This window comes from Saccharopolyspora flava (assembly GCF_900116135.1).
Lineage (GTDB): Bacteria > Actinomycetota > Actinomycetes > Mycobacteriales > Pseudonocardiaceae > Saccharopolyspora > Saccharopolyspora flava.
Window position 1 is genome coordinate 410,576 of sequence record NZ_FOZX01000001.1, and the last position, 23,449, is coordinate 434,024.

Consider the following 23,449-nt stretch of genomic DNA (forward strand, 5'->3'; position numbering starts at 1 on the left):
CTGGTGAGCCCGGCTAAGGTTTCGCGCGCATGAAGTTCGCCGCCGGGTCCTCGAGGGTCCCGGCGGCGATCTTCACGAATGCGGTTCTACTGCTCGAAGCGCTTGCGGAAGCGCTCTTCCATGCGCTGGGCGAGCGAGCCCTTCGCGGAGGACCGGCCGGAGCCGCCGCGCTTGGGCTTCGCGCCCCCGCCGCCGTTGTCCTCGGCCTCGGCCTCATCGCCACCACCGCGCAACGCGGACAGGACGATCACGGCTCCGCCGAACATCACGAGGAAGCCGACCACGCTCAGCACCGGGATTTCCGCCGGTCGCAGGGCGGGGATCACCGCGCCGACGACCAGCAGGGCAAGACCCAGCACGAAGACGGCGATGCCCTGCAGCCGCCGACGTCGAGATGGGCGTTGAAGCCGTCCTCCGCGCACGGTGGAGGCGAATTTGGGGTCCTCGGCGTAGAGCGCGCGCTCGATCTGCTCGAGCTGTCGCTGCTCGTGCTCGGAGAGTGGCATGACTCCTCCTCCGGCACAGGTAATCGGTGGCGCCGGGCTTGCCGACCGGCGAACGCTTGGGGGCGTCACCATCGAGGATACGGTTCCGGCGACGCGACGACTACCCGGTCCGGCCACCGGAAACCGGCGACATCGCGGACGTCACCGGATCCGAACCTTGATCATCTTCACGTACGGTATCAACGACCAGCGGTAATCATCTGACCCACCCTGGGTAGTCGCGGTCCGTGATCATTTTGTCACACCTGCGGCCGATCGGCGGAATTTCCGGAACCGCGCGGTCCGCCCGCGGCTACGCCGGCTTGCGGGCGATCGCGTGCAGCCGGGTGGCGATGTCGCGCAGCGGCGAGCGGGTCGCCGCCGCGTGCTCCAGCTCGGCCACCGCGTCGGCGGTGCGCGGGTTGTCGTCGGTGACCGAACCCGGCACCAGATCGCTGAGCGCGCCCTGCCCCTGGATCAGCTCGACGGTGAAGCCGCCGGCGCCCAGCGTCTCCTGCAGGCCCTCGGAGTCGAAGCGGCGCTGCAGGGTCTCGGACCCGGCGTCGAGCACGCCGTCGGCGTCGTCGAGCAGCCGCAGCGCCTCGCTCACCCGACCGGCCAGCGCGCGGGCCAGCACCGCCGCGTAGCGGTTGGCGACCAGCACCGAGACGGCCCCGCCGGGAGCGGTGGCGTCCGCCAGCGCGGCGACCGCCGCCTGCACGTCGTCGACGACCTCGAGCAGGCCGTGCGCCAGCACCAGGTCCGCCCCGCCGTCGGGGCTCAGCGCCGCCAGCGCCTCGGTGTCGCCCTGCAGCGGCGTCACGCGGTCGGCGACCCCGGCGTCCTCCGCGCGGCGCTGCAACGTCGCCAGGGCGTTCGGGCTGGGGTCGATGACGGTCACCGCGCACCCGGCCTCGGCCAGCGGAACCGCCCACACCCCGCTGCCGCCGCCGACGTCGAGCACGCGCGGGCGTCGACCCAGCCGCTCCGCCGCGCGGGCGATCTCGGTTTCCAGCACCTGGTGGACGGCGTCCGATCTCATGCCCCAGAGCGTAATGCCGCCGCGCCGACCCCTCGCACCGACGGGTCCACGACACGCCCGCGAACCCCCACGTCAAAAACTCCGGTTTTCGTCGGGTCGAAAACCGGAGTTTTTGACCCGACGAAAACCGGGGTTTTTGACCTCGGGAGCGGGGTGACGGAGGTGATGCGGGTAAATCTTGGACAGCACTGCTGCTCGGGAAGCGGGTTCCGTAGGCTACATGCGTGCAGACGGTTGCGGTGCTGAGTCTCAAAGGCGGCGTGGGCAAGACGACCGTGGTGCTCGGGCTCGCCTCGGCGGCCATGCGGCGCGGCGTCCGGACGCTGGTGGTCGACCTCGACCCGCAGTGCAACGCCACGGCCGCCCTGGAGCCGGAGGAGACGGCGAAGGGCCTGAGCGACGTCCTCGCCGACCCCCGCCCCGAGGTGGTGCGCGCGGCGGTCACCGGCAGCGCCTGGGGCGAGGAGGTCGACGTGCTCGTCGGCTCCGAGGACGCCGAGAACCTCAACGGGAACCACGCCGACGGCGGTCACCTGTCCCGGCTCGACGAGGCGCTGTCCGAACTGGACGGTCTGATCGCCGACGGTGAACTCCCCTACCAGCTGGTGCTGCTGGACTGCCCGCCGTCGCTGGGCAGGCTGACCCGCTCGGCGCTGGTCGCCGCCGACCGGGCGCTGCTGGTGACCGAGCCGACGATCTTCGCGGTCTCCGGCGTGCAGCGCGCCTTCGAGGCCGTGCAGGCCGAGCGCAGCAACAACCCGGACCTGCAGCCGCTGGGCGTGGTGGTCAACCGGGTGCGGCCGCGCTCGCACGAGCACCAGTACCGCATCGACGAGCTGCGCGACATCTTCGGCCCGCTGGTCATGCCGGTGGCGCTGCCCGACCGGCTCGCGGTGCAGCAGGCCCAGGGCGCGTGCATGCCGATCCACCAGTGGGGCACTCCGGGTGCCCGCGAGGTGGCGCTGGCGTTCAACCTGATCCTCGCCCGCACGCTGCGCGCGGGACGCCTCCGCCGCCCGGAGGCCGACGACGACGAGGACTACGTCGAGGAAGCCGAGTGACGCGGTGCCCGAGGGCGACACGGTCTTCCTCGCCTGCCACCGGCTGAACGAGGCGCTGGCGGGCCGGGAACTGGTCCGCGGCGAGCTCCGGCACCCTCGGCTGTCCACTGTGGAGCTCGCCGGGCGGGTCGTCGCCGAGGTCCGGCCGGCGGGCAAGCACCTGCTGATCCGCTTCGAGCACGGCCGCACGCTGCACAACCACCTGCGCATGGACGGCGCCTGGCACCTCTACGCCCCCGGCGAGCGGTGGCGGCGGCCCGGGCACCAGGCCCGCGCGGTGCTGGCGACGGCCGATCGGGTCGCGGTCGGCTTCGCCCTGCACGACATGCGCTGGATCCCCACCTCGCGGGAGCCCGAACTCGTCGGCCACCTCGGACCGGACCTGCTCTCGCCGGACTGGGGCCCGGACTCGGAGGCCGAGGCGGTGCGCGGGCTCACCGCCGATCCGCAGCGCGAGATCGGCCTGGCGCTGATGGATCAGCGGATCATGGCGGGGGTCGGCAACCTCTACAAGACCGAGGTCTGCTTCCTGCTCGGCCGCTCGCCGTGGACCCCGGTCGCCGAGATCGACGCCCGCGAGGCGGTCCGGCTCAGCCACGAGCTCCTGCTGCGCAACGCCTGGCACCCGGAGCAGACCACGACCAAGAGCCTCCGCCGCGGCGACCAGCACTGGGTCTACGGCCGCAGGGCCTGCCTGCGCTGCGGAAACCCGGTCCGCCGAGGCTCCCAGGGCACTCCCCCGGACTCCCGAGTCACCTACCACTGCCCCCGCTGCCAACCCTGACCCGCGGGTCCGCGGCACTCGGCAGGGGACAGTTTTAGCCATAACCACCCGGGTCCGATGTCCGAAATGTCGGGGCAGTTATGGCTAAAACTGTCCCCTGGTGACGAACGCACCTACCGCGACAGGGCGATGGTGCGGGAGGGAAGGCCAGGTCAGGGCATGTTGCGGAGGTCGGCGAGGTTTCGCAGGAGGGGGTAGACGATCACTATGCCGATCGAGCCCCAGACCAGGCCGGTGATCCGCAGGTCGCCGACCGAGAGCGTCAGGTCGCCGACGCCGGCGATGACCGCCGTGCCCAGCACCGCGAGGTTGACCGGGTCGGCGAAGTCGACGCGGGCGTCGAGCCAGATGCGGACCCCGACCAGCGCGAGCATCCCGAACAGCACCAGCGTCGCGCCGCCGAGCACGCCCAGCGGCACCGTGTTGATCAGCGCGGCGAGCTTCGGCGAGAACGACAGCACGATCGCCGCCACCGCCGCCACCAGGCAGGACGCCGTGGAGTAGACGCGGGTCGCGGCCATCACGCCGATGTTGGCCGCGTAGCTGCTCACCGCCGAACCGCCCGCCGAACCCGACAGCATCGTCGCGAGCCCGCCGCCGATCAGCGCGTCGCCGACGTAGGGGTCGAGATCGCGGCCGGACACCGCCGCCGTGGCCTTGAGGTGCGCGACGTGCTCGGCGACCAGCACGATCGCCAGCGGCAGCACGAACGGCACCACCGAGACGTGGATCCGCGGCGTGATCAGCTCCGGGAACCCGATCCACGGCGCCGCCGCCAGCTGGGCGAGGCGCTCCGGCACCAGCTGCCCCATCATCGCCGCGTAGGACCAGCCGACCAGCACGCCGACGAGCACCGCCACCCGCCCGGCCATGCCGCGGCTGATCACGGTCAGCAGCACGACGGTCCCCAGCGTCAGCGCGGCGGGCACCCGCTGCTGGTCGAACGACGCCACCGACTGCGGGGCGAGGCTCAACCCGATCATGAGCACGATCGCGCCGGTCACCACCGGCGGCATCGCGGTCTCCAGCAGTCGCACGCCCAGCGCCTTGACCGCGACCCCGAAGGCCAGCACCACCAGGCCGACCACCATGATCCCGCCGAGCAGCGCCGCCGGGCCGGCGCCGACCTCGCTGACCGCGGCGCCCATCGGCACCACGAACGCCACCGACGAGCCGAGGTAGGCGGGCACCCGGTTGCGGGTGATCACCAGGAAGAGCAGGGTGCCGATGCCGGAGAGCAGCAGCGTGGTGGCGACCGGGAAGCCGGTCAGCAGCGGCACCAGCGTCGTCGTGCCGAACATCGCGAGCAGGTGCTGGACGCCGAAGCCGATCGTGAGCGGCCAGCTCAGCCGTTCCTCGGAGGACACGACGGAATCGCGCAGCAGTCGTCGACCGTTGCCGTGCACGGCCCACAACGCCACATCGGCCTCCCCGAGCCACCCGATCAGGCGGATTCACTGTCACGGCATGTGATGACTGGGGAAAGATTACTATTCGGCATCGCGCAATCAAGTCACCCGGGTCCGTCGTCGCTAAAAATATCGACTACCGCTAGTGACTCGGATGCAGCGCGTCGTGAAAATCAGTGCTGAGCGGACCCGTCCGCTTCGCCGAAGACCTCGCGCATCCCGGCCGCCAGACCCGCCAGCCGGTCGGTCGCGTCCTGCAGCTGGTGCCGCTGCTCGCCGGCGCCGCTCGCGGCCACCGCCTTGCCCGCCGCGGCGACCACGCCGCCGTAGCTCGCCACGCCCTCGTCCAGCTCCGCCCGCAACCGGTCGACGTCCGCGCGCAACTCCCGCTGCTCGGCCGGTGGCGCGTAGCGCATCGCCGACTCCACCGCGACCAGCCGCTGCGCTCCCCGGCGCAGCTCCGCGGCCGCGGTGTCGGCCGTCGCGCGGGCCTCCGCCGCCGACGCACCCGCACCGGCCGAGGTGAGCTCGGCCAGCGCGGAGTGCAACGTCTGCTCGGCGTCCCGCAACCGCTGCATCGGCGGTCGCGCCGCCGAACCCGGCGCCGGGAGCAGCTCGGAGGCGCTGGGCTCCGGCAGCGGCGTGTTCTTCAACTTCCGGTACTTCAGCCCGGCCTGCACCGCGCCCACACCGCCGACCACGGCGACACCGCCGAGACCGACGCCGACCGTCTCCCCCGCGTACTGCCAGAAGAAGATCGTGTCCAGGATCGGCGTCATCCACGAGGCGACGGCGCCGAGCCCGAAAACACCGGCGGTGACCGCGCTGCCGTTGGCGATCCGCTTGGCCGTCCGGCGCCGCCGGATCAGCCGCGCCCGCGGATCGCGCCACCCGGCCCACCTGCGGCGCACCTCGGTCGCCACGGGCCCGCGCAGGGTGTCCAGGGCCGCCTCACCCAGCTGCGCGAGCTCCTGCTTCCGGGACATGGCGCGCCTCCGCCTCGGTCAGGCCTGGTCGGCCTGCGGCTTCTCCTGCTTCTTGGTCTCCGCCGGGGTCTCGCCGCCGGAGATCTGCTGCTGCGCACCGCCGGTGACCTGCTGCTGGTCGCCGCCGCCCATGGAGGCGCGCAGCTGCGCGAGGCGGTTGGAGCCGGCGGCGTCGATCGAGGCCTGCTCGACCTCCATCATCCGGCCCTGCACGCTGTTCTGCGCCAGCTCGGCCTCGCCGAGAGCCGTGGTGTAGCGCTGCTCGATCTTGTCCCGGACCTCGTCCAGCGACGGCGTGTTGCCGGGAGCCGCGACCTCGGTCATCGACTTCATCGACGCCGAGACCTGCTCCTGCATCTTGGCCTGCTCCAGCTGGCTGAGCAGCTTGGTGCGCTCGGCGATCTTCTGCTGCAGGACCTGCGCGTTGCGCTCGACGGCCTGCTTGGCCTGCTCGGCGGCGCCCAGCGACTGGTCGTGCAGCGTCTTGAGGTCCTCGACGCCCTGCTCCGCGCTGACCAGCTGGCTGGCCAGCTGGGTGGCGGTCTCCTCGTACTTCTGGGCCTTGGCCTCGTCGCCCTCGGCGCGGGCCTGGTCGGCCATGACCAGCGCCTGCTTGGCCGACGCCTGCAGCTTCTCGACCTCACCGAGCTGGCGGTTGAGCTTCATCTCCAGCTGACGCTGGTTGCCGATCACCGAGGCGGCCTGCTGGGAGAGCGTCTGGTGCTGCCGCTGGGCCTCTTCGATGGCCTGCTGGATCTGCACCTTCGGGTCCGCGTGCTCGTCGACCTTCGACGAGAAGGACGCCATCAGGTACTTCCAGGCCTTCACGAACGGGTTGGCCATCTCCTCCGCCTGCCTTCTTTCCGCTTGCCTGCCACGTGGCACTGCGAGCCGTCTGCCCCCAGCCGATCTCTCGTCGGTACAACGCACCAAGAGCCCCGGCTGGTTCCATCGTGTCAGGTAGTCGTGTCCGCTTCCACCAAACACGGCAGATCTCCGGGTATTTCCCGGAGCGCTCAGCGTTGATCGAACCAGGCACGTCCGGACGCCGCCGCTCCGGGTGCATAACGGACATAGAACCGTGATCAACAAAAACCGACCGCCCCGCGGACCAGCTGGTCACGCGGGGCGGTCGGGTGTCGTCTAGTCGTTCAGGCGGCCACTACCTGCTTGCGCACCGGAGCGCTGATGCGCTGGCTGAGCACCGGCTGCAGCCCCGCGCGGGTCTCACCGGCTTCGGCGAACTGCTGCTCGGCGTCGGAGAGCTCGGCACCGATGAGGCTCGGCACCAGCTGACCGCCGTCGAGGTCCGCGGTCGCGGGCTCCTCGACGACCGATGGCACGACCATCGTCCTGTCGAGGTCACCGGCCACGGTCACCAACAGCTCTGGCAGCGGCAGGTCCAAGGCATCACAGATCGAGGACAGCAGCTCACTGGACGCCTCCTTGCGGCCCCGTTCGACCTCGGACAGGTATCCGAGGCTCACCCGGGCAGCGCGCGAAACGTCCCGCAACGTCCGAGACTGTGCGGTCCGGGCGCGGCGCAGCCGTTCACCGACCGCCTCCCGCAACAATACGGTCATCGCGCGCCTCCCTTCCTTCGTCGCCTTCCGCGTGCACTACGCGTGAACGCCCCCTACGTTACTCATCGATGGGCCGGAACGAGAACGATCGAGCGGAAGTCCGCCCAGGGCGAACGACTCATGATCGATCGGACTAGTCCCCGTTGGGCCATGTTCACGCAGCGCACAGCGCAGCCGGACACATGACGGCCCCCTTGTAAATTGTTCAACGCAGCATCCCGGCGAAGTGTTCCAGAGCCACCCGAACGGCCGCCGCGCGCACCGCGTGACGGTCCCCGCCGAGCACCTCCGTGCGCACCTCGACGCCGTTCGGCCCGGAGAACCCCAGGTGAACGGTGCCGGGAGCGACCCCGTCCTGCGGATCGGGCCCGGCGACACCGGTCAGCCCGACGCCCCAGTCCGCACCGCACCGATCCGACGCGCCGGCGGCGAGTTGGCACGCCACGTCGGGGTGGACCGCGCCGTGCTCGGCCAGCAGCCCCGGATCGACCCCGGCCAGCCGGTCCTTGAGGTCGGTGGCGTAGACGACCAGCCCGCCGCGCACCACCGCGCTCGACCCGGGCACCTCGGTCAGCGCCGCCGAGACCAGCCCGGCGGTCAGCGACTCGGCGGTCGCGACCGTCTCACCGCGCCCGCGCAGCGTCTCGATCAGGCCGGCGACCTGCGCGAACGGCACTCCGAGGGCGTCGAGGATCATCGCTGGGCACCCGCCGCCCGCAGCCGCAGCGCGCGGACCACGTAGTCCAGGCCGGTCACCACGGTGGCCAGCAGCGCGGCGCCGAGCACGACCCAGCGCGGGATGTCGGCCCAGGAACCCAGCGGCATCAGGTAGAGCCCGATGGCGATGGCCTGCAGCAACGTCTTGATCTTGCCGCCGTGGCTGGCGGCGATGACGCCGTGCCGGATCACCCAGAACCGCAGCAGCGTCACGCCCAGCTCGCGGACGATGATCACCCAGGTGGCCCACCACCACAGGTCGCCGAGCAGGCTCAGCCCGACCAGCGCGGCGCCGGTGAGCGCCTTGTCGGCGATGGGGTCGGCGATCTTGCCGAAGTCGGTGACCAGCCCGCGCCTGCGGGCGACCTCGCCGTCGATCCGGTCGGTCACCGAGGCCAGCACGAACACGGCGGTGGCGATCCAGCGCCACAGGTCGTCGTGGCCGTCGGCCCAGAACAGGGCGACCAGGAACACCGGCACCAGCAGCAGCCGGGACACGGTCAGGACGTTGGCGAGGTTGAGGACGGGGACCTGCGCCTGCCCTTCGGCCGTCATGGCTGCTCCCCGGAGCTCTCTCCAGCGCTCTCCAGCGGACGCACCACCAGGTCGACGCCGTCGCTGTCGATGACCTCGCATCGCACCAGCTCGCCCACGGCCAGGTCGTCGGTGTCGACGATCAGGCACTCGCCGTCGACCTCGGGACCCTGGTGGTCGGCGCGGCCGATGATGTCGTCCTCGTCGAAGCGCTCGACCAGGACGGTGACCTCGGTGCCGATGCGGTCCTCGGCGCGCTGCGCGCTGAGCTCCTCGGCGAGGGCGGTCAGCTTCTCGACGCGGTCGGCGACGACCTCGGCGTCGAGCTTGCCGTCGAAGCCCTCGGCCTCGGTGCCGTCCTCGTCGGAGTAGCCGAACACGCCGACGGCGTCCAGCCGGGCGCGGGTCAGGAAGTCCTGCAGCTCGGCGAAGTCCTCCTCGGTCTCACCGGGGAAGCCGACGATGAAGTTGCTGCGGATGCCCGCCTCCGGCGCCAGCTCCCGGATCTGCTCGATGAGCTGCAGGAACGACTCGGTGGAGCCGAACCGGCGCATCCGGCGCAGCACGGACTCGCTGGAGTGCTGGAACGACAGGTCGAAGTAGGTCGCCACACCGGGCGTGGTGGCGATGGTGCGCACCAGGTCGGGCCGGGTCTCGGCGGGCTGCAGGTAGGACACCCGGACCCGCTCGACGCCGTCGAGCTCGGCCAGCCGCGGCAGCAGCGTCACCAGCGCCCGCTGGTCGGAGAGGTCCTTGCCGTAGGACGTGGAGTTCTCGCTGACCAGGAACAGCTCCTTGGCGCCGTTCTTGGCCAGCCAGGCCCCTTCGCCCAGGACCTCTTCCGGCGGGCGGGAGAGGAAGGAGCCGCGGAAGGACGGGATCGCGCAGAACGAGCAGCGGCGGTCGCAGCCGGAGGCGAGCTTGAGCGCGGCGACCGGCGAGTCGTCGAGCCGGCGGCGCGAGACCTCGCGCGCGGCGGGCACCCAGCCGTGCCCGGGCACGGCGACCTCGGCCGCGGCGGCCGGGCGGGACACCGGGCTGATCGGCAGCATCTTGCGCCGGTCCTGCGGCTGGTGGGACTCCAGCGCGCGGCCGGCGAGGACGTCGTCGAGCCGGTCGGCGAGGTTGTCGTAGTGGTCGAAGCCGAGGACGGCGTCGGCTTCGGGCATCTGCTCGGCGAGCTCGGTGCCGTAGCGCTCGGCCATGCAGCCGACGGCGACGACCTTCGCGCCGGTGTCGGAGGCGGCCAGCAGCGTGTCGACGGAGTCCTTCTTGGCGGACTCGACGAAACCGCAGGTGTTGACCACGACCACGTCGGCCTCGTCGGGCTCGACGAGGTCCCAGCCCCGGCCGTGCAGGTTGCCCGCCAGCTCTTCGGAATCCACCTCGTTGCGCGCGCAACCGAGCGTGACCATGGCGACTCGGTGGTGTTGCTGCTCGGTTGACATGGGTCGAGCCTAACGTCCCTGCTGTCGCCCTCCGGCAACGAGCCTGCCACCCGGAAGTGCGGCCGAGCGGTGGCCGAGATTACGGCCGTCCGGACGACCATCCTCCCGTTGCGATGGTTAGGCTTACCTAACGTGAATGTCATCGAGGTGCGACCGGCCCGAGTCCGCGACGCGCGCGCGATCAAGTCGTTGATCGACCACTACGCGGGCAAGGTGGTGCTCGGCAAGGAACTCGTGACCCTCTACGAGGACATCCAGGAGTTCGTGGTCGCCGAGGACGAGGGCCGGATCATCGGCTGCGGCGCGCTGCACGTGCTCTGGGAGGACCTCGCCGAGATCCGCACCGTGGCCGTCGACCCGATGGCGAAGGGCCGCGGCATCGGGCGCCTGGTCGTGGAGCGGCTGATCGAGCACGCCGCCGAGCTGGGGCTGTCGCGGATCTTCGTGCTCACCTTCGAGACGGAGTTCTTCGGCCGCCACGGGTTCCGGCCGATCGCCGACACGCCGGTCCCGCCCGAGGTCTACGCCGAGATCCGCCGCTCCCCGGACGAGGGCGTGGCGCAGTTCCTGGACCTGGCGCACGTCAAGCCGAACACCTTGGGCAACACCCGGATGCTGCTGCAGCTGGCGTGACGCCTCCGATCCGGCGCTACGATGGATGCATGAATGGTTATGCGCCGTCGGAGATAGTGATTCGGCGGGCTCGGATCGCCGACGTCCCGACGATCAAGGCGCTGGTCGACACCTACGCGGGCGAGGTGCTCCTGGAGAAGGAGCTGGTCACCCTCTACGAGGACATCCAGGAGTTCTGGGTCGCCGAGGACGGCGGTCGCGTCGTCGGCTGCGGCGCGCTGCACGTGCTCTGGGAGGACCTCGCCGAGATCCGCACGGTGGCGATCGACCCGGTGGTCAAGGGCCGCGGCATCGGGCACCGGATCGTCCAGCGGCTCATCGAGCTGGCCACCGACCTGGGCCTGACCAGGCTGTTCGTGCTCACCTTCGAGACCGAGTTCTTCGGCCGCCACGGGTTCCGGACCATCGACGGCGCCCCCGTCAGCCCCGAGGTCTACGAGGAGATGCGCCGCTCGGTCGACGCCGGCGTCGCCGAGTTCCTGGACCTGGCCAACATCAAGCCCAACACGCTCGGCAACACCCGCATGCTGCTCGATCTCCCCGGGTGAACCCGTCGTTCATCAACCTTTCGCGTTCGCAAGTTCGCAACTTTCTCACCAGTCGCTCCGGTTGCGGTTATAAACACCGGTGGTCATTCGTTCCACCCTGAGGAGACCACCTTGGAACGCACCCGTCGTCGCGGCCTCGTCGCCGCCGTGGCCGCCACCGGAGCCCTGCTGCTGAGCGGCGGAACCGCCTTCGCCGCCGACCTCACGCCCGAGGAGCTGCAGAAGACCACCGACAGCTACCTGTTCGAGTACTCGCTGGACGAGTTCACCCAGACCAGAGCCGAGCAGCCGCACTCCGACCAGCTCGACTGGTCCTCCGACGGCTGCTCCTACTCCCCCGACGCGCCGTTCGGGTGGGAGTTCAAGGAGAGCTGCGACCGGCACGACTTCGGCTACCGCAACTACAAGCTGCAGGAGCGGTTCTCCGAGGACAACCGGCTCAAGATCGACGACAACTTCCGCGACGACATGTACTCGGCGTGCGACGGCGACGGCGCCTGCGAAGCCACCGCGGACCTCTACTACCAGGCCGTCCGCCAGTTCGGCGGCTCCGCCTCCTCCCTGGCCCAGGCCGTGGAGCTGGCCGACGTTCCGGAGAAGGCCCGGGCTCAGCAGTGATCACCAGGGGACAGTTTTAGTGAAAACTGTCCCGGGCAAAACGGATATTTACCGGTATTTCCGGCGGGCAGTTTTCACTAAAACTGTCCCGACGCGGAGGACCCCCGCCCGGAGGGAGGACCATCTCTCCAGGCGGGGGCCGTTCTTCCCCGGGACGACCCGGGCGTCAGCGACACATTCGGACGTCAGCGACCGGACATCCGGACGTCAGCGGCCGATTCGGGTGTCCATCGGGCGGGCTTCGGGTCGCGCTGCGGAGGCCGCGGGGTTGCCGGCCTCGTCGATCGGGCCGACGGCGTAGAACGCCTCGCAGGGACCGCCGATGTAGTGCTCGAAGTCCGTGGTCACGTGGATCATCGACTTGCCGTCGGCGGTCGGCAGCAGCGTCGGGCTGAAGTTCCGGCAGACGCTGCCCTGGTTGTAGTTGATCTGCACCGGGGCCGGGATCTCCTTCCACGGCCCGGCGAGGTTCTCCGGATCGTCGTTGACCATCACGGTCTTGCCGTTGCCCGGCGCCCAGCCGCCGTTGTCGCCGCCGAGCATCTGGTAGGCCAGCAGCAGCCGGCCGTTCGGGTTCGGGCCCGGAGCCAGCGCGATGGTGGGCGTGCCGAGCGGCTGACCGCCGGTGTCGGAGACGATCTCGGTGCCGAGGTCGTAGGGGTCGCCCCAGTCCCAGCCGTCGGAGGATTTGCGGATCCAGATCGTGCAGGTGTGCACCGGGTCGTAATTGCAGACCTCGTAGACCATCACGTAGGTCCCGTCGGGGAGCTTGCGGACTCCCGACATTCCCGGCCGAACCCGGAACTGGTCGTTCTTCAGCATGTCCTTCGCATCGGTCCAATTGCGACCGTCCGAAGAACGCACCTGCACCAGTTTCTGATCGTGGTTCGGGTCGCCGTCATCGGAATAGAAAGCGACCAGATCGCCCTGCTCCGAAACCGTGAACTCGGGCTCCCACACGCCCGGGCCGACCGGCGCCTGCACCATGTCGGACAGGAAGTTCCAGGTCGCGCCGTGGTCGTCGCTGCGCCACACCCGGATGCTGGACTGGCGCTCCTCCTCGTCGGCGCCGACGCCGGCGGTACCGGCCCACAGCAGCGTCCCGGCGGGCATGTCGCCGACCTGCTGCGGCAGCTCGTACAGCGTCGAGCAGCACATCCCCTTGGTGTCCTCACCAGCGGGATCGTGGATCTCGGCGAGCGGCTGGAAGGTCTTGCCGTCGTCGCGGCTCTCCTGGATCGTGGCGAACCCGGCATTGTCGCGGTAGGTCGTCATGCTCGCCAGCACGCGGCCGTTGGCGTCGCCCGAGTGCTCCAGGCGCACCAGCCTCGGGTAGCTGGAACCGCCGACTCTGAGCAGCTCGCCCTTCTCCACGTCCTGCGTCCCGACATCGCCGGGAGCGGGCGCGGACAACGCCATCTGCTGGAATCCGGCGGCGACCAATGCCGCCGAGAACAGCACGACCAACAAAGCGCGAACTTTTCGCACGACCATGCGCACTACCCCTCAAAAGCGGGCGGATCAACCGTCAGCGGCGGAGAGGCTATCGCAGAAAAGATCTGAATCGAGCTCTCTGGAAATTCCGTTCAGAGCAATTCACGAGTCGCAAACGGAGCAGTGGAAACAATGCGAAACAAATGGTGATGAACAAACGTGAAAAGCGCGGAGAAGAATCGGGCCCGCGGCGTTCACGACGCCGCGGGCCCGAGCTCACTCCTCCTCGTCGGGCGGCGGCCCGCCGCGGATCGCGTAGAGCGCGTTCTCCAGCTCCTCGGGCTTGACCAGCACGTCGCGCGCCTTGGAGCCCTCCGAGGGCCCGACGACGCCGCGCGATTCGAGCAGGTCCATCAGACGACCGGCCTTGGCGAACCCGACCCGCAGCTTGCGCTGCAGCATCGAGGTCGACCCGAACTGGCTGGTCACGACGAGCTCGGCGGCCTGCAGCAGGACGTCGAGGTCGTCGCCGATGTCGGAGTCGATCTCCTTCTTGTCGCCCGACTTGCCGGCCGCGGTGACGCCGTCGGTGTACTCCGGCTCGGCCTGGTCCTTGGTGTAGGCGACGATCCGGTGGATCTCGTCGTCGGCGACGAAGGAGCCCTGCACGCGCACCGGCCGCGAGGCGCCCATCGGCAGGTACAGCGCGTCACCCATGCCGATCAGCTTCTCGGCGCCCGGCTGGTCGAGGATGACCCGCGAGTCGGTCAGCGACGAGGTCGCGAACGCCAGCCGCGACGGCACGTTGGTCTTGATCAGACCCGTCACCACGTCCACCGAGGGCCGCTGCGTGGCCAGCACCAGGTGGATGCCCGCGGCTCGCGCCTTCTGGGTGATCCGCACGATCGCGTCCTCGACGTCGCGCGGCGCGGTCATCATCAGGTCGGCGAGCTCGTCGACGATCGCCAGGATGTACGGGTAGGGCTTGTACTCGCGCTCGCTGCCCAGCGGCGCGGTGATCTCCCCGGAACGCACCTTGGCGTTGAAGTCGTCGATGTGCCGCACCCGGTTGGCCTGCATGTCCTGGTAGCGCTGCTCCATCTCCTCCACCAGCCAGGCCAGCGCGGCGGCGGCCTTCTTCGGCTGGGTGATGATGGGCGTGATCAGGTGCGGGATGCCCTCGTAGGGCGTCAGCTCCACCATCTTCGGGTCGATCAGGATCATCCTGACCTCCTGCGGGGTGGCCCGCGCCAGCAGCGACACCAGCATCGAGTTGACGAAGCTCGACTTACCGGAACCGGTCGAACCCGCGCACAGCAGGTGCGGCATCTTGGACAGGTTCGCGGTGACCATGTGGCCCTCGATGTCCTTGCCCAGGCCCATGACCAGCGGGTGCGTGTCCTTGGCCGCCTCCGAGGAGCGCAGCACGTCGCCCAGCCGCACCATCTCCCGGTCGCTGTTGGGCACCTCGATGCCCACCGCGGACTTGCCGGGGATCGGCGCGAGCAGCCGCACGTTGTCGGTGGCGGCGGCGTAGGCGATGTTCTTGGTCAGCGCGGTGATCTTCTCGACCTTCACGCCGGGGCCCAGCTCGACCTCGTAGCGGGTGACGGTCGGACCCCGGGTGAAGCCGGTGACCTGCGCGTCGATGTTGAACTGCTCCAGCACGGCCGTGATCGCCTCGATCATCGAGTCGTTGACCTTGCTGCGGCTCTTCGGCGGGTCGCCGTCGGTGAGCACGTCCAGCGGCGGCAGCTGGTAGTCGCCCTCGACGTCGCGGCTGATCACCGGCGCGTCGCTCTTCTTGGCGGGCTTCTCGGGCTTCTCCGGCTTGGCGGCCGGGACCTCGGCGGCCTTCGGCTTGGCCGGTTTCGCCGGGGGCTCCTCGGGCACGTCGTCGAGGGAGAGCTGCTCGTCCTGCTCGGACATCGCCGCCTGGCGGCGCCGCGACGGGCGGCGCAGCTTGACCGTCGACGGGTCGCCTTCGAGCTCGGCCTTGCTGGGCGCGGGCTCGAAGCCATCCTCGTCGTCGTAGTCCTCGCCGCGCATCTTGGCGAGCACGTCGCGCATCGACGACCCGGTGAGCACGAGCAGCCCGAACAACCCGGCGATGATCAGCACGGGGACGGCGACGTACCCGGTCAGGCCGTAGGACAGCGGGCCTCCGGCGACGAATCCGAGCGCACCGCCGGCGGTGGGCCATGCTTCGGACTCCAGCGGGGAACCCGACAGGACGTGGATGGTTCCCAGCGTGGCGAACACCAGCAGCACGGTCCCGATGACCACGCGCGGCCGGGCTTCGGGGCTGGTCTCGGTGCGCATCAGGATCACCGAGGTGGCCAGCAGGACGATGGGCAGCACGACCGCGCCGATGCCGATGATCGAGCGCAGCGCCCAGTCGAACCAGTGCCCGACCGGCCCGCCGGCCTGCCACCACACCCCGGCGGCCACGACGACGGCCAGCGCGAGGTAGATCAGCGCGATCCCGTCGCGGCGGTGGGCGGGGTCGAGTTCGTGGGTTCTGCCGACCGCGCGGACCACGCCGCCGAGCCCGCCACCCCGCTTCCGCGGGGCCGGGGTCTTCCTGCTGCTCTTGGCGGGGGTGCGCTTCGCGGGCGTCTTGCGGGGAGCGTGCGTCGACCCGGGGCGGGGCTTGCTCTGCCCGCCGCTCTTGGACCCGCCGCTCTTGGACCCGCTGCTGGTCTTGGTGGACGCGGTGCTCCTGCCACGCTTCGCGGCGGTGCCGCTACGCTGCGTCGCCGCCTTGCCGCGCGACGAGCCCCCGCCCCCGTTCGTTGTCCGGCTCGCCATGCCCCACACGGTATCGGCACCCGCCTCTCCCGTCACAACAACCACGGGGGTTTGCGCCCGCTGAACGCACGAGTCGTGAGAGTCTTGCCCATCATGGTTGCCCTGCCCAGCGGCCCGGAGCCGACACACCGGAGCGATCGCGAGAACCTGTTCCGCGCCACCCCGCGGTTGTGGCGCGCGCTGATGCGCGTGGACCGCGCGGTGATCGCGCTGACCGGACGCCTCGTCGTCACCGGCGACGTGCCGGATGACCTGCGGGGACGGCCGGTGCTGATGGCGGCCAACCACATCGGCAACCTGGATCCGCTGGTGCTCATCGCCGCGTGCCGGCATCGGCGGATCGCGCCGCGCTTCGTCGCGACGGGCGGCCTGTTCGACGCGCCGGTGCTCGGTTCGATCATGCGCGCGGGACGGCACGTGCGCGCCGATCGCGGCAAGGCGACGGCGGCCGAGGCGCTGGACAAGGTCGTCGCGGCGCTCGCCGAGGACCCGAACCCGGTTCTGGTCTACCCGGAGGGGCGGATCACGCTGGAGCCGAACATGTGGCCCGAGCGCGGCAAGACCGGCGTGGCCCGGATGGCGCTGGCGGCGGGCGCGAAGGTCGTCCCGATCAGCCAGTGGGGTGCGCACGAGGCCATGTGCTACGGCATGGTGCGCGTGGAGAGCGCCCGCGACCTGTGGATCCTGTTCTCGTCGTGGCTGCGGGCGATCGTGCGCAGGCCGACGATGCGGGTCCACTTCGGCACTCCGGTGGACCTCTCGGACCTGTCGGCCGACCGGGTCGGCGACGCCGCGCGTGCCCGCGACCGCATCATGCGCGCGATCACCGAGGGCCTGGTGCGGCTGCGCGTCGACGAGCCCGACGCCCCGCTGCACGCGGACCCCACGCGCCCGGTCAGCGACAAGCCCTCCCCCTGGCTGAGCAGGTAACCGAACCGAAACGCGCTCGCCGCGACCATTTCTCGCCAATCCCGCGTCACGATCTCGTCCGGCCTCGTTAACTGTCCACACTGCATCGCCATCACCGGCGAAAACCCGGACAGACGAGGACGATCGTGAGAAAAGCCGCCACCACCGCGCTGGCGCTCGGGCTGCTGATCGGCTTATCGCCGACGGTCGGCTCGGCGTCGGCCGCACCAGCACCCGAATTCACCCCGGCCCCGATCCAGTGGGGCCCGTGCGAGAGCGAGACGCTGCAGAAGGCCGGTGCCGAGTGCGGCGCGGTCTCGGTCCCGCTGGACTACGCCGACCCGGCGGGCGAGCAGGTCAAGCTCGCCGTCTCGCGCGTCAAGCACACCGTGCCCGAGGACCAGTACCAAGGGGTCATGCTGGTCAACCCGGGCGGGCCCGGTGGTTCCGGGCTGAACCTGAGCGTGCTCGGCTCCTACGTGCCCAAGAACGCCGGTGCCGCCTACGACTGGATCGGCTTCGACCCGCGCGGCGTCGGCAGCAGCGAACCGGCGCTGTCCTGCGATCCGAACTACTTCGGCTACGACCGGCCGCACTACGTGCCCGACCCCGAGCTGGAGAAGACCTGGCTGGACCGCGCCGAGGGCTACGCGAAGGCCTGCGGCAACGCGGGCAAGCTGCTCGACCACCTCAAGACCACCGACTCGGTCGAGGACATGGAGAGCATCCGCAAGGCCCTGGGCCAGGAGCAGATCAACTACTACGGCTTCTCCTACGGCACCTACCTCGGGCAGGTCTACGGCACCCTGCACCCGGAGCGGATGCGGCGGCTGGTGATGGACGGCGTGGTCAACGTCGACGACGTCTGGTACCAGGCGAACCTGAACCAGGACGTGGCCTTCGACCGCAACATCAAGATCTTCTTCGACTGGGTGGCCCGCAACGACGCCACCTACCACCTGGGCACCACGGCGGACGCCGTGGAGAAGCAGTACTACGACCAGCTCGCCAAGCTCGACGCGCAACCGGCGGGCGGCGTGATCGGCTCGGCGGAGTGGACGGACCTGTTCCTGCAGGCCGGGTACTCGACGTCGGTGTGGCCGGAACGCGCGCAGGCGTTCGCCGCCTGGGTCAACAACGGCGACTTCGCCCCGGCCAAGGCGCTCTACGACGACACCAACACGCCGGGAGACGACAACGGCTACGCGGTCTACACCGGCGTCCAGTGCACCGACGTGCAGTGGCCGACCGACTGGGAGCAGTGGCGCCGCGACAACTGGGCCACGCACGAGAAGGCACCCTTCGAGACCTGGGGCAACGCCTGGTACAACGCCCCGTGCCTGACCTGGCCCGCCAAGGCCGGCAAGCCCGTCGAGGTCGACGGCGGCAAGGTCGACAGCGCCCTGCTCATCAGCGAGGAGCTGGACGCGGCCACCCCGTTCCCGGGCGCCCTCGAAGCGCGCAAGCGCTTCCCGAACGCCAGCCTCATCAGCCTGCCCGGCGGCACCACCCACTCGGGCTCGCTGAGCGGGAACGCCTGCGAGGACGACAAGATCGCCGACTACCTCCTCACGGGCGCCCTCCCGCCCCGCCAGGACGGCGACGGTCCGGACACCACGTGCGAACCGCTCCCGCAGCCGACCCCGGACCAGGTCGGCACCCAGGCCACCCACGGCCAACCCGCGGTCCTGCAGGAAGCCCTGCAGACCCACCACCGCTGACACGACGACGAGAACGGGCCGGGCTCCCCCGGGGGAGCCCGGCCCGTTCTCACGCGGTCAGAAACCAGCTTTGACACGGGATAAGAACTCCCGCCAAGCCTCATCCCGCACCACCAACGCCGCCCCACCGGGATCCTTCGAGTCCCGGATCGCGGTCACATCCCGAAGGTTCAACGCGACTTCGACGCACTCACCACCGCTGGCCGATCTGCTGGACTTCCGCCACTCCGCGCCGGACAGATCGAACACGTCCCGACCTCCTCGGTATTAGTACTGCGTCAGGATTTTCTGCAGTACTTTCACCGTATCCGGCGCGGACATCGACAGAGCTCGGATCTCGTCGAACAAATACCGCAGCGCCGCGACGTCATCGTCCTCCTCGATGACGTGCCCACCCAACGGCGTATCGCTGAAACCCACGTCCTGGTGGTGCGGCGAGTCGAAGGAGAGAACCGTGAAGCCACCCGCCGGGCTTGCGTGGGCTCCCACCGTCAGCGGCAACACCTGGAGAATCACGTTCGGCAGATGACTGAGCTCGATGAGCTGCTCGATCTGCTCCCGCATCACATCGGGTCCGCCGACCTGCCTCTGCAGCGCTTCTTCCGCGATCACCGCGCGATACTGGAGCACGGGTTCTTCCGTCAGACGGCGCTGACGCTCGATGCGACCGTCGACCCGCTTGTTGATGTCACGCGGATCAGTGACATAGCGGCCCGCTCGATGGATCTCGTACGCGTAGTCCCGAGTCTGCAGAAGACCTGGGATCAGAGCCACTTGGAAGTTCCGCGCTTCGCTGGCGGCGCTCTCGAAGGACACGTAGGGCGCGAACCAGTCCGGCAGCCGGTAGCTGTCCCACCAGCCCTGCTTGGAGGAGTCACTGCGGGTCTGCTGGAGGATCTGACGCACGTCATCGGGCGCCTCGTACACGTCGAGGAGCTTCGCCAGATCGGCCTTCTTCGGCGCGCTCCGACCGGCTTCCCAGTGCCGCACCCGCGAGTCCGAGCAGTTGAGCTCGTCGGCCGCCTGCTGGAGCGTCATGCCCTTCGCATGCCGGAGCTTGGCCAGCCAGGCACCGACCTGCCGACGCCGCGCGTTCGCGTTCATCTCGCCTTTTCCTCTTCGCACCGGGCACAACACCGCTGTCGCCGCTGGACCTTACAGCGCCACCGCACTGTCCAAAGTAGCCCGATCGTGCAATGGCACGAACCCTCCCGTCACGCCAACATTGACGCAAGTCAATCTCAGCGACGACGGACGAGGAGCAGGGATGAGCGCATTCACGCAGGTGAACTGGTTCTGGCGCCCGATAGGAACGGGACGTCACGCGTTCCACACCGAGGCGAAAGAGGCCGACCCGACCTCAACGGTCACCACCCACTGCGGCTCCGAAGTCGAAGCCCACCTCGTCCAGCGCACTCCCACCGAGATCGAGTGGATCACCGAACCCACCTGCATGACCTGCTGGCACCGGATCGCCGACCGCCGGACGTAACTCCCCACGACCATGAGTTCCATTTGCGGGAGGCGGGTTTTCGTCCGTCACGCGGCGAGGAAGGCGGCGACAGCCGGGTCGGGTTCTTCGATGCGGTGCAGGAGGTGGAAGTCGACGGAGAGGTCGGGTTCGTCGAGAGGGCGGTAGGTGACGTCGGGGACCGCGGCCAGATGCACGCCCGCCGGGACGACGGCGAGCCCCACACCGGCCGCGACCAGCGCGAGAACGCTCAACGTGCTGTCAGCGCGGTAGCGCGCGGAGGCGGGCCAGTTCGAGCGGACGAAGCGGCGGAGCGGGTCGAAGGACCGATCCTGCGGGTCGCTGACGCCGTACTCGATCATCTCGTGGCCCGCGATCTGGGACGCCGTGAGCACGTCGTGCTCGGCCAGGGCGTGCCCCAGCGGGAGCGCGGCCAGGAACGAGACCGAACCGGCCAAGACCGAGGTCAGACGTTGCTCGTCCGACGGGGCCGGGAGCGCGCTGCACCCGACGTCGAGCTCGCCCGCCAGGATGGCGTCGCGCTGCTCGCCCGGCCCTCGCTCGCACAGGTCGATGCGCACCTGCGGGCGCTGCGCGCAGAACGCCCGAATCCTGCTGGTCACGAGTCCGCCGAGCACGGCGGCACCGGCCACGCCGATCCGCACCCGCCCGGTCTTGCCCTGCACCGCCAGCCGGGCCGACTCCTGAGCGCGCTCCGCCTGCGCCAGCACCTGGCGCGCTTCGCCGAGCAGCGCCCGGCCGGCCGGGGTGAGCGTCGTGCGACGGGCACCCCGCTCGAACAGCGGCCCGCCGATCTCGTCCTCCAGATCGCGGATCTGCATGCTCAGCGTGGGCTGCACGATGTGCAGCCGCCGGGCCGCGCGGCTGAACCCGCCCTCCTCGGCCACGGCGACGAAGTACCGCAGGTGCCGCAACTCCACACCCATCAGTGCAACCGATGGCTCCATCAGAAACAAGTGTTGGAACCGATGGCACGGGCCGAGCAGGGTGGAGGCATGCGCATCGTCACGCTCGAGGAGCACTGGACGCACCCCGCGATCTCCGCCGCGATCTCCGACACCGTCGGCGCCGTTCCGCGCGGTCACGAAGCCGCGTTCCAGGAAGGACTCCCCCACACCGAACGCCTGCACCTGCTGCCCGACCTCGGTGAGGCGCGGCTCGCCGACATGGACCGCCACGGCATCACCACGCAGGTGCTGTCCTGCCTGAACATGTTCCTGCCCGCCGACGTCGCCCCCGACGCCACCCGCGCCGCCAACGACGCCGTAGCCCGGGCCGTCCGCGAGCACCCCGACCGCTTCGCCGCGTTCGCGACCCTGCCCACCGCGGTCCCCGACGTCGCGGGCGAGGAGCTGCGCCGCTGCGTCGACGAGCTCGGCTTCGTCGGCACCATGATCATGGGCCGGACCGACGGGCTGTTCCTCGACGATCCGCGGTTCGACCCGATCCTGCGCGCGGCCCACGACCACGACGTGCCGATCTACCTGCACCCGGCCCCGCCGCCGGCGAGCAACACCGACTACGACGGGCTCTCCCCCGCCGTGTCCTCGGCCTTCCGGCTCTTCGGCTGGGGCTGGCACCAGGAGACCGCCGTGCACTTCCTGCACCTGGTGCTCGCGGGCGTCCTCGACCGGTACCCGCGGCTGCGGTTCGTGCTGGGGCACTGGGGCGAGTTCGTCCCCTTCTACCTGGACCGGCTCGACGCGTCCATGCCGCCGCGGATGACCGGGCTGGACAGGAGTTTTCGCGAGTACTTCCGCGAGAACGTGTTCATCACGCCCAGCGGCATGTTCAACCAGGCCCAGTTGCGGTACTGCGTGGACACGGTCGGCGCGGACCGGATCATCCACGCGGTCGACTTCCCGATGCTCGGCAACGAAGGCGCGGTGTCGTTCCTGACCGACTCGCACCTCTCCGAAGCCGACCAGGCCAAGATCGCCCACCAGAACGCCGACACCCTCCTCGGCCTGAACTAACCCCCACCCGACGCGGGCCCCTCTCCCCACGACACGCCAACCGCGGTCGAATACTCCGGTTTTCGGCGGGTCGAATACTGCGGTATTCGACCCGCCGAAAACTGCGGTATTCGATCGGGTGACCGGCGTTGTTGCTGGTGGTGGAGGTGCGGGGTTCCCGGTCGGGTGATGGGGGTGTTGCGACATCCAGGTGACGGGTTGGGTGAAAGTGGTCGCTCAGTAGGGTGATCGCGTTCATAATGTGCGCCGGTCCAAAACGCTGTGATCAACACCGGTGATCACCGAAGATGGACCGGAAGCCAGACGTCAGCCTGAAGTAGGGGGAACACCGCCGTGGCCGGGTTCGTAGTCGATCCTGCGGGACTGCGAGGAGCGATTTCGCAGCTCAAAGGGATCAAGAACGACGTCGACAGCTTGCTCGCGCAGGCCCGCGAAGTGAAGCCGGGCGAGCTGACCGCCGACGACACCTACACCGGCCGGGCGCGCAAAGCCATCCAGGACCGTGCGACCGCCGAGAGCGGCTCGTTGTCCATGATCACGGCTCAACTCCGCGCGAAGCTCGATGAGAAGATCAGCGCCTACCAGGCGGTTCTCGACGAGTACGAGCGGAATGACGACATCGCCGCTGACAGCGTGAACCGCGTTCGGCGAGAGGCATGATCGGGGCGTGACCGCAAAGATGAGCTCGTTCAACCGTGGCGGCGTGGTTGCCGCCGGAGCCGTGCTGATGGCTGCCATGACCGCCTGCTCCGGCGGCGGCGCCGGTACTCCTCAGCCCCAGCCGCAGCCGGCGGGCCCGCAGATCAGCAACCCCAAGGACGTCGCCTCAGCCGATCTGTGCAGCCTCGTCCCGGCCGACGTCGCCGCATCCGCTGGTCTCGCGCCCAACGGCCAGATGGACGATGGCCCGAAGATCGGCGACTCCGAGCCCGCGTGCTCCTGGCACTCCGCGGACGGCAAGGACACCTTCCGGCTCAGCGCTCTGACGGACCGGTCGATCACGACCTACTACGACAGCAGGTCGCAATACCCGGACTTCCAGGAATTGACCATCGCCGGACACCCCGCCGTGCGCGCGAACGACGCTGATCCCAAGCAGAGCGGCGCATGTTCGCTGTTCCTGGGAACCAAGGACGGCCAGGTCGTCCACGCGTTCACCACGCAGGTCAACATCACGGATCCCTGCGCCACCTCTCAAAAAGCTCTTGAGGGCTCGGTTCCGTCCTGGCCCGCAGCCAAGTAACGAGTTCTGGGGACG

Annotated in this window: 25 protein-coding genes; 11 read left to right on the forward strand and 14 right to left on the reverse strand. The window is 69.8% G+C overall.

Annotated features, from left to right (window positions below; all coding sequences use genetic code 11):
• Positions 1-86: 86 nt before the first annotated feature.
• Both BM424_RS01775 and BM424_RS01780 read right to left on the reverse strand, forming a co-directional pair.
• Positions 87-506, reverse strand: a complete 420-nt coding sequence (locus BM424_RS01775) for a DUF3040 domain-containing protein (RefSeq protein WP_093413184.1) — start codon at positions 504-506, stop codon at positions 87-89.
• A 292-nt stretch (positions 507-798) separates the two neighbouring features.
• Positions 799-1,527: a class I SAM-dependent methyltransferase gene (locus BM424_RS01780; RefSeq protein WP_093413185.1), complete on the reverse strand. Its 729-nt coding sequence runs from the start codon at positions 1,525-1,527 to the stop codon at positions 799-801.
• Between the two features lie 224 nt (positions 1,528-1,751).
• Between BM424_RS01780 and BM424_RS01785 the strand changes: the two genes are divergently transcribed.
• Positions 1,752-2,588 carry a ParA family protein gene (locus BM424_RS01785; protein ID WP_093413187.1) on the forward strand — a complete coding sequence of 279 codons (837 nt, stop codon included), beginning with the start codon at positions 1,752-1,754 and terminating at the stop codon, positions 2,586-2,588.
• A gap of 4 nt (positions 2,589-2,592) precedes the next feature.
• Positions 2,593-3,372 (forward strand): DNA-formamidopyrimidine glycosylase family protein, encoded by a 780-nt coding sequence (locus BM424_RS01790; protein ID WP_093413188.1) that lies wholly within the window; start codon positions 2,593-2,595, stop codon positions 3,370-3,372.
• Positions 3,373-3,524: 152 nt separating this feature from the next.
• Here the strand turns inward: BM424_RS01790 and BM424_RS01795 are convergent, their stop codons facing one another.
• The 7 genes from BM424_RS01795 to rimO form a co-directional block, all read right to left on the reverse strand.
• On the reverse strand, positions 3,525-4,793 hold the full coding sequence (locus tag BM424_RS01795; protein ID WP_093413190.1) for a uracil-xanthine permease family protein: 1,269 nt from the start codon (positions 4,791-4,793) through the stop codon (positions 3,525-3,527).
• 161 nt (positions 4,794-4,954) lie between these two features.
• On the reverse strand, positions 4,955-5,767 hold the full coding sequence (pspM, locus tag BM424_RS01800) for a phage shock envelope stress response protein PspM (RefSeq protein ID WP_093413191.1): 813 nt from the start codon (positions 5,765-5,767) through the stop codon (positions 4,955-4,957).
• An 18-nt stretch (positions 5,768-5,785) separates the two neighbouring features.
• Positions 5,786-6,610 (reverse strand): PspA/IM30 family protein, encoded by an 825-nt coding sequence (locus tag BM424_RS01805; protein ID WP_093413193.1) that lies wholly within the window; start codon positions 6,608-6,610, stop codon positions 5,786-5,788.
• A gap of 308 nt (positions 6,611-6,918) precedes the next feature.
• Positions 6,919-7,350 carry a helix-turn-helix domain-containing protein gene (locus BM424_RS01810; protein WP_093413194.1) on the reverse strand — a complete coding sequence of 144 codons (432 nt, stop codon included), beginning with the start codon at positions 7,348-7,350 and terminating at the stop codon, positions 6,919-6,921.
• A 205-nt stretch (positions 7,351-7,555) separates the two neighbouring features.
• Positions 7,556-8,047 carry a CinA family protein gene (locus BM424_RS01815; RefSeq protein ID WP_093413195.1) on the reverse strand — a complete coding sequence of 164 codons (492 nt, stop codon included), beginning with the start codon at positions 8,045-8,047 and terminating at the stop codon, positions 7,556-7,558.
• Entirely contained in the window at positions 8,044-8,622 is a 579-nt protein-coding gene (gene pgsA / locus BM424_RS01820) for a CDP-diacylglycerol--glycerol-3-phosphate 3-phosphatidyltransferase (RefSeq protein WP_093413197.1), read from the reverse strand. The genes BM424_RS01815 and pgsA overlap by 4 nt, the downstream gene beginning before the upstream one ends.
• Positions 8,619-10,049: a 30S ribosomal protein S12 methylthiotransferase RimO gene (gene rimO, locus BM424_RS01825; protein WP_093413198.1), complete on the reverse strand. Its 1,431-nt coding sequence runs from the start codon at positions 10,047-10,049 to the stop codon at positions 8,619-8,621. The genes pgsA and rimO overlap by 4 nt, the downstream gene beginning before the upstream one ends.
• A 132-nt stretch (positions 10,050-10,181) precedes the next feature.
• Between rimO and BM424_RS01830 the strand changes: the two genes are divergently transcribed.
• The 3 genes from BM424_RS01830 (at position 10,182) to BM424_RS01840 (ending at position 11,848) form a co-directional block, all read left to right on the forward strand.
• The gene (locus BM424_RS01830; RefSeq protein WP_245775547.1) at positions 10,182-10,682 is read left to right on the forward strand and encodes an amino-acid N-acetyltransferase; all 501 of its coding nucleotides are present in this window, start codon (positions 10,182-10,184) and stop codon (positions 10,680-10,682) included.
• A gap of 29 nt (positions 10,683-10,711) precedes the next feature.
• On the forward strand, positions 10,712-11,230 hold the full coding sequence (locus BM424_RS01835; RefSeq protein ID WP_093413200.1) for an amino-acid N-acetyltransferase: 519 nt from the start codon (positions 10,712-10,714) through the stop codon (positions 11,228-11,230).
• A gap of 111 nt (positions 11,231-11,341) precedes the next feature.
• Complete coding sequence (locus BM424_RS01840) at positions 11,342-11,848, forward strand: phospholipase (RefSeq protein ID WP_093413201.1); 507 nt, start codon at positions 11,342-11,344, stop codon at positions 11,846-11,848.
• Between the two features lie 207 nt (positions 11,849-12,055).
• On the opposite strand, the gene BM424_RS01845 is transcribed toward BM424_RS01840, so the two are convergent.
• Entirely contained in the window at positions 12,056-13,309 is a 1,254-nt protein-coding gene (locus tag BM424_RS01845; RefSeq protein ID WP_245775645.1) for a sialidase family protein, read from the reverse strand.
• Positions 13,310-13,558: 249 nt separating this feature from the next.
• Positions 13,559-16,093 carry an FtsK/SpoIIIE family DNA translocase gene (locus BM424_RS01850; protein WP_175547896.1) on the reverse strand — a complete coding sequence of 845 codons (2,535 nt, stop codon included), beginning with the start codon at positions 16,091-16,093 and terminating at the stop codon, positions 13,559-13,561.
• Positions 16,094-16,276: 183 nt separating this feature from the next.
• Here BM424_RS01850 and BM424_RS01860 point away from each other — a divergent pair, with 183 nt between their 5' ends.
• Both BM424_RS01860 and BM424_RS01865 read left to right on the forward strand, forming a co-directional pair.
• Complete coding sequence (locus BM424_RS01860) at positions 16,277-17,023, forward strand: lysophospholipid acyltransferase family protein (protein ID WP_093414547.1); 747 nt, start codon at positions 16,277-16,279, stop codon at positions 17,021-17,023.
• Positions 17,024-17,148: 125 nt separating this feature from the next.
• Positions 17,149-18,723 (forward strand): alpha/beta hydrolase, encoded by a 1,575-nt coding sequence (locus BM424_RS01865; protein WP_093413206.1) that lies wholly within the window; start codon positions 17,149-17,151, stop codon positions 18,721-18,723.
• Positions 18,724-18,780: 57 nt separating this feature from the next.
• Here BM424_RS01865 and BM424_RS01870 read toward each other — a convergent pair whose 3' ends face one another.
• Both BM424_RS01870 and BM424_RS01875 read right to left on the reverse strand, forming a co-directional pair.
• Positions 18,781-18,972, reverse strand: coding sequence for a DUF397 domain-containing protein (locus tag BM424_RS01870; RefSeq protein ID WP_093413207.1), 192 nt, complete (start codon positions 18,970-18,972; stop codon positions 18,781-18,783).
• An 18-nt stretch (positions 18,973-18,990) separates the two neighbouring features.
• Positions 18,991-19,827, reverse strand: coding sequence for a helix-turn-helix domain-containing protein (locus BM424_RS01875; RefSeq protein WP_093413209.1), 837 nt, complete (start codon positions 19,825-19,827; stop codon positions 18,991-18,993).
• A 163-nt stretch (positions 19,828-19,990) separates the two neighbouring features.
• Here BM424_RS01875 and BM424_RS28675 point away from each other — a divergent pair, with 163 nt between their 5' ends.
• The gene (locus tag BM424_RS28675; protein ID WP_093413210.1) at positions 19,991-20,215 is read left to right on the forward strand and encodes an HC3 family zinc finger protein; all 225 of its coding nucleotides are present in this window, start codon (positions 19,991-19,993) and stop codon (positions 20,213-20,215) included.
• A gap of 47 nt (positions 20,216-20,262) precedes the next feature.
• Here the strand turns inward: BM424_RS28675 and BM424_RS01885 are convergent, their stop codons facing one another.
• Positions 20,263-21,141 (reverse strand): LysR family transcriptional regulator, encoded by an 879-nt coding sequence (locus BM424_RS01885; RefSeq protein WP_245775548.1) that lies wholly within the window; start codon positions 21,139-21,141, stop codon positions 20,263-20,265.
• Between the two features lie 69 nt (positions 21,142-21,210).
• On the opposite strand from BM424_RS01885, the gene BM424_RS01890 reads away from it, so the two are divergent.
• The 3 genes from BM424_RS01890 to BM424_RS01900 all read left to right on the forward strand — a co-directional run bounded on the left by BM424_RS01890 (position 21,211) and on the right by BM424_RS01900 (position 23,434).
• On the forward strand, positions 21,211-22,191 hold the full coding sequence (locus tag BM424_RS01890) for an amidohydrolase family protein (RefSeq protein WP_093413212.1): 981 nt from the start codon (positions 21,211-21,213) through the stop codon (positions 22,189-22,191).
• Between the two features lie 333 nt (positions 22,192-22,524).
• Positions 22,525-22,851 (forward strand): hypothetical protein, encoded by a 327-nt coding sequence (locus BM424_RS01895; protein ID WP_093413213.1) that lies wholly within the window; start codon positions 22,525-22,527, stop codon positions 22,849-22,851.
• Between the two features lie 7 nt (positions 22,852-22,858).
• Positions 22,859-23,434, forward strand: a complete 576-nt coding sequence (locus BM424_RS01900) for a DUF3558 family protein (RefSeq protein WP_093413215.1) — start codon at positions 22,859-22,861, stop codon at positions 23,432-23,434.
• The last annotated feature ends 15 nt before the right edge of the window (positions 23,435-23,449 follow it).

Excerpts from the sequence above, each read along its gene's own strand:
- BM424_RS01850 (WP_175547896.1), bottom strand. The coding sequence starts at position 16,093 with ATGGCGAGCCGGACAACGAACGGGGGCGGGGGCTCGTCGCGCGGCAAG.
- BM424_RS01835 (WP_093413200.1), top strand. The coding sequence starts at position 10,712 with ATGAATGGTTATGCGCCGTCGGAGATAGTGATTCGGCGGGCTCGGATC.
- pspM (WP_093413191.1), bottom strand. The coding sequence starts at position 5,767 with ATGTCCCGGAAGCAGGAGCTCGCGCAGCTGGGTGAGGCGGCCCTGGAC.
- BM424_RS01805 (WP_093413193.1), bottom strand. The coding sequence starts at position 6,610 with ATGGCCAACCCGTTCGTGAAGGCCTGGAAGTACCTGATGGCGTCCTTC.
- BM424_RS01810 (WP_093413194.1), bottom strand. The coding sequence starts at position 7,350 with ATGACCGTATTGTTGCGGGAGGCGGTCGGTGAACGGCTGCGCCGCGCC.
- BM424_RS01860 (WP_093414547.1), top strand. The coding sequence starts at position 16,277 with ATGCGCGTGGACCGCGCGGTGATCGCGCTGACCGGACGCCTCGTCGTC.
- BM424_RS01815 (WP_093413195.1), bottom strand. The coding sequence starts at position 8,047 with ATGATCCTCGACGCCCTCGGAGTGCCGTTCGCGCAGGTCGCCGGCCTG.
- BM424_RS01885 (WP_245775548.1), bottom strand. The coding sequence starts at position 21,141 with ATGGGTGTGGAGTTGCGGCACCTGCGGTACTTCGTCGCCGTGGCCGAG.
- BM424_RS01780 (WP_093413185.1), bottom strand. The coding sequence starts at position 1,527 with ATGAGATCGGACGCCGTCCACCAGGTGCTGGAAACCGAGATCGCCCGC.
- BM424_RS01890 (WP_093413212.1), top strand. The coding sequence starts at position 21,211 with ATGCGCATCGTCACGCTCGAGGAGCACTGGACGCACCCCGCGATCTCC.
- BM424_RS01775 (WP_093413184.1), bottom strand. The coding sequence starts at position 506 with ATGCCACTCTCCGAGCACGAGCAGCGACAGCTCGAGCAGATCGAGCGC.
- BM424_RS01875 (WP_093413209.1), bottom strand. The coding sequence starts at position 19,827 with ATGAACGCGAACGCGCGGCGTCGGCAGGTCGGTGCCTGGCTGGCCAAG.
- pgsA (WP_093413197.1), bottom strand. The coding sequence starts at position 8,622 with ATGACGGCCGAAGGGCAGGCGCAGGTCCCCGTCCTCAACCTCGCCAAC.
- rimO (WP_093413198.1), bottom strand. The coding sequence starts at position 10,049 with ATGTCAACCGAGCAGCAACACCACCGAGTCGCCATGGTCACGCTCGGT.
- BM424_RS28675 (WP_093413210.1), top strand. The coding sequence starts at position 19,991 with ATGAGCGCATTCACGCAGGTGAACTGGTTCTGGCGCCCGATAGGAACG.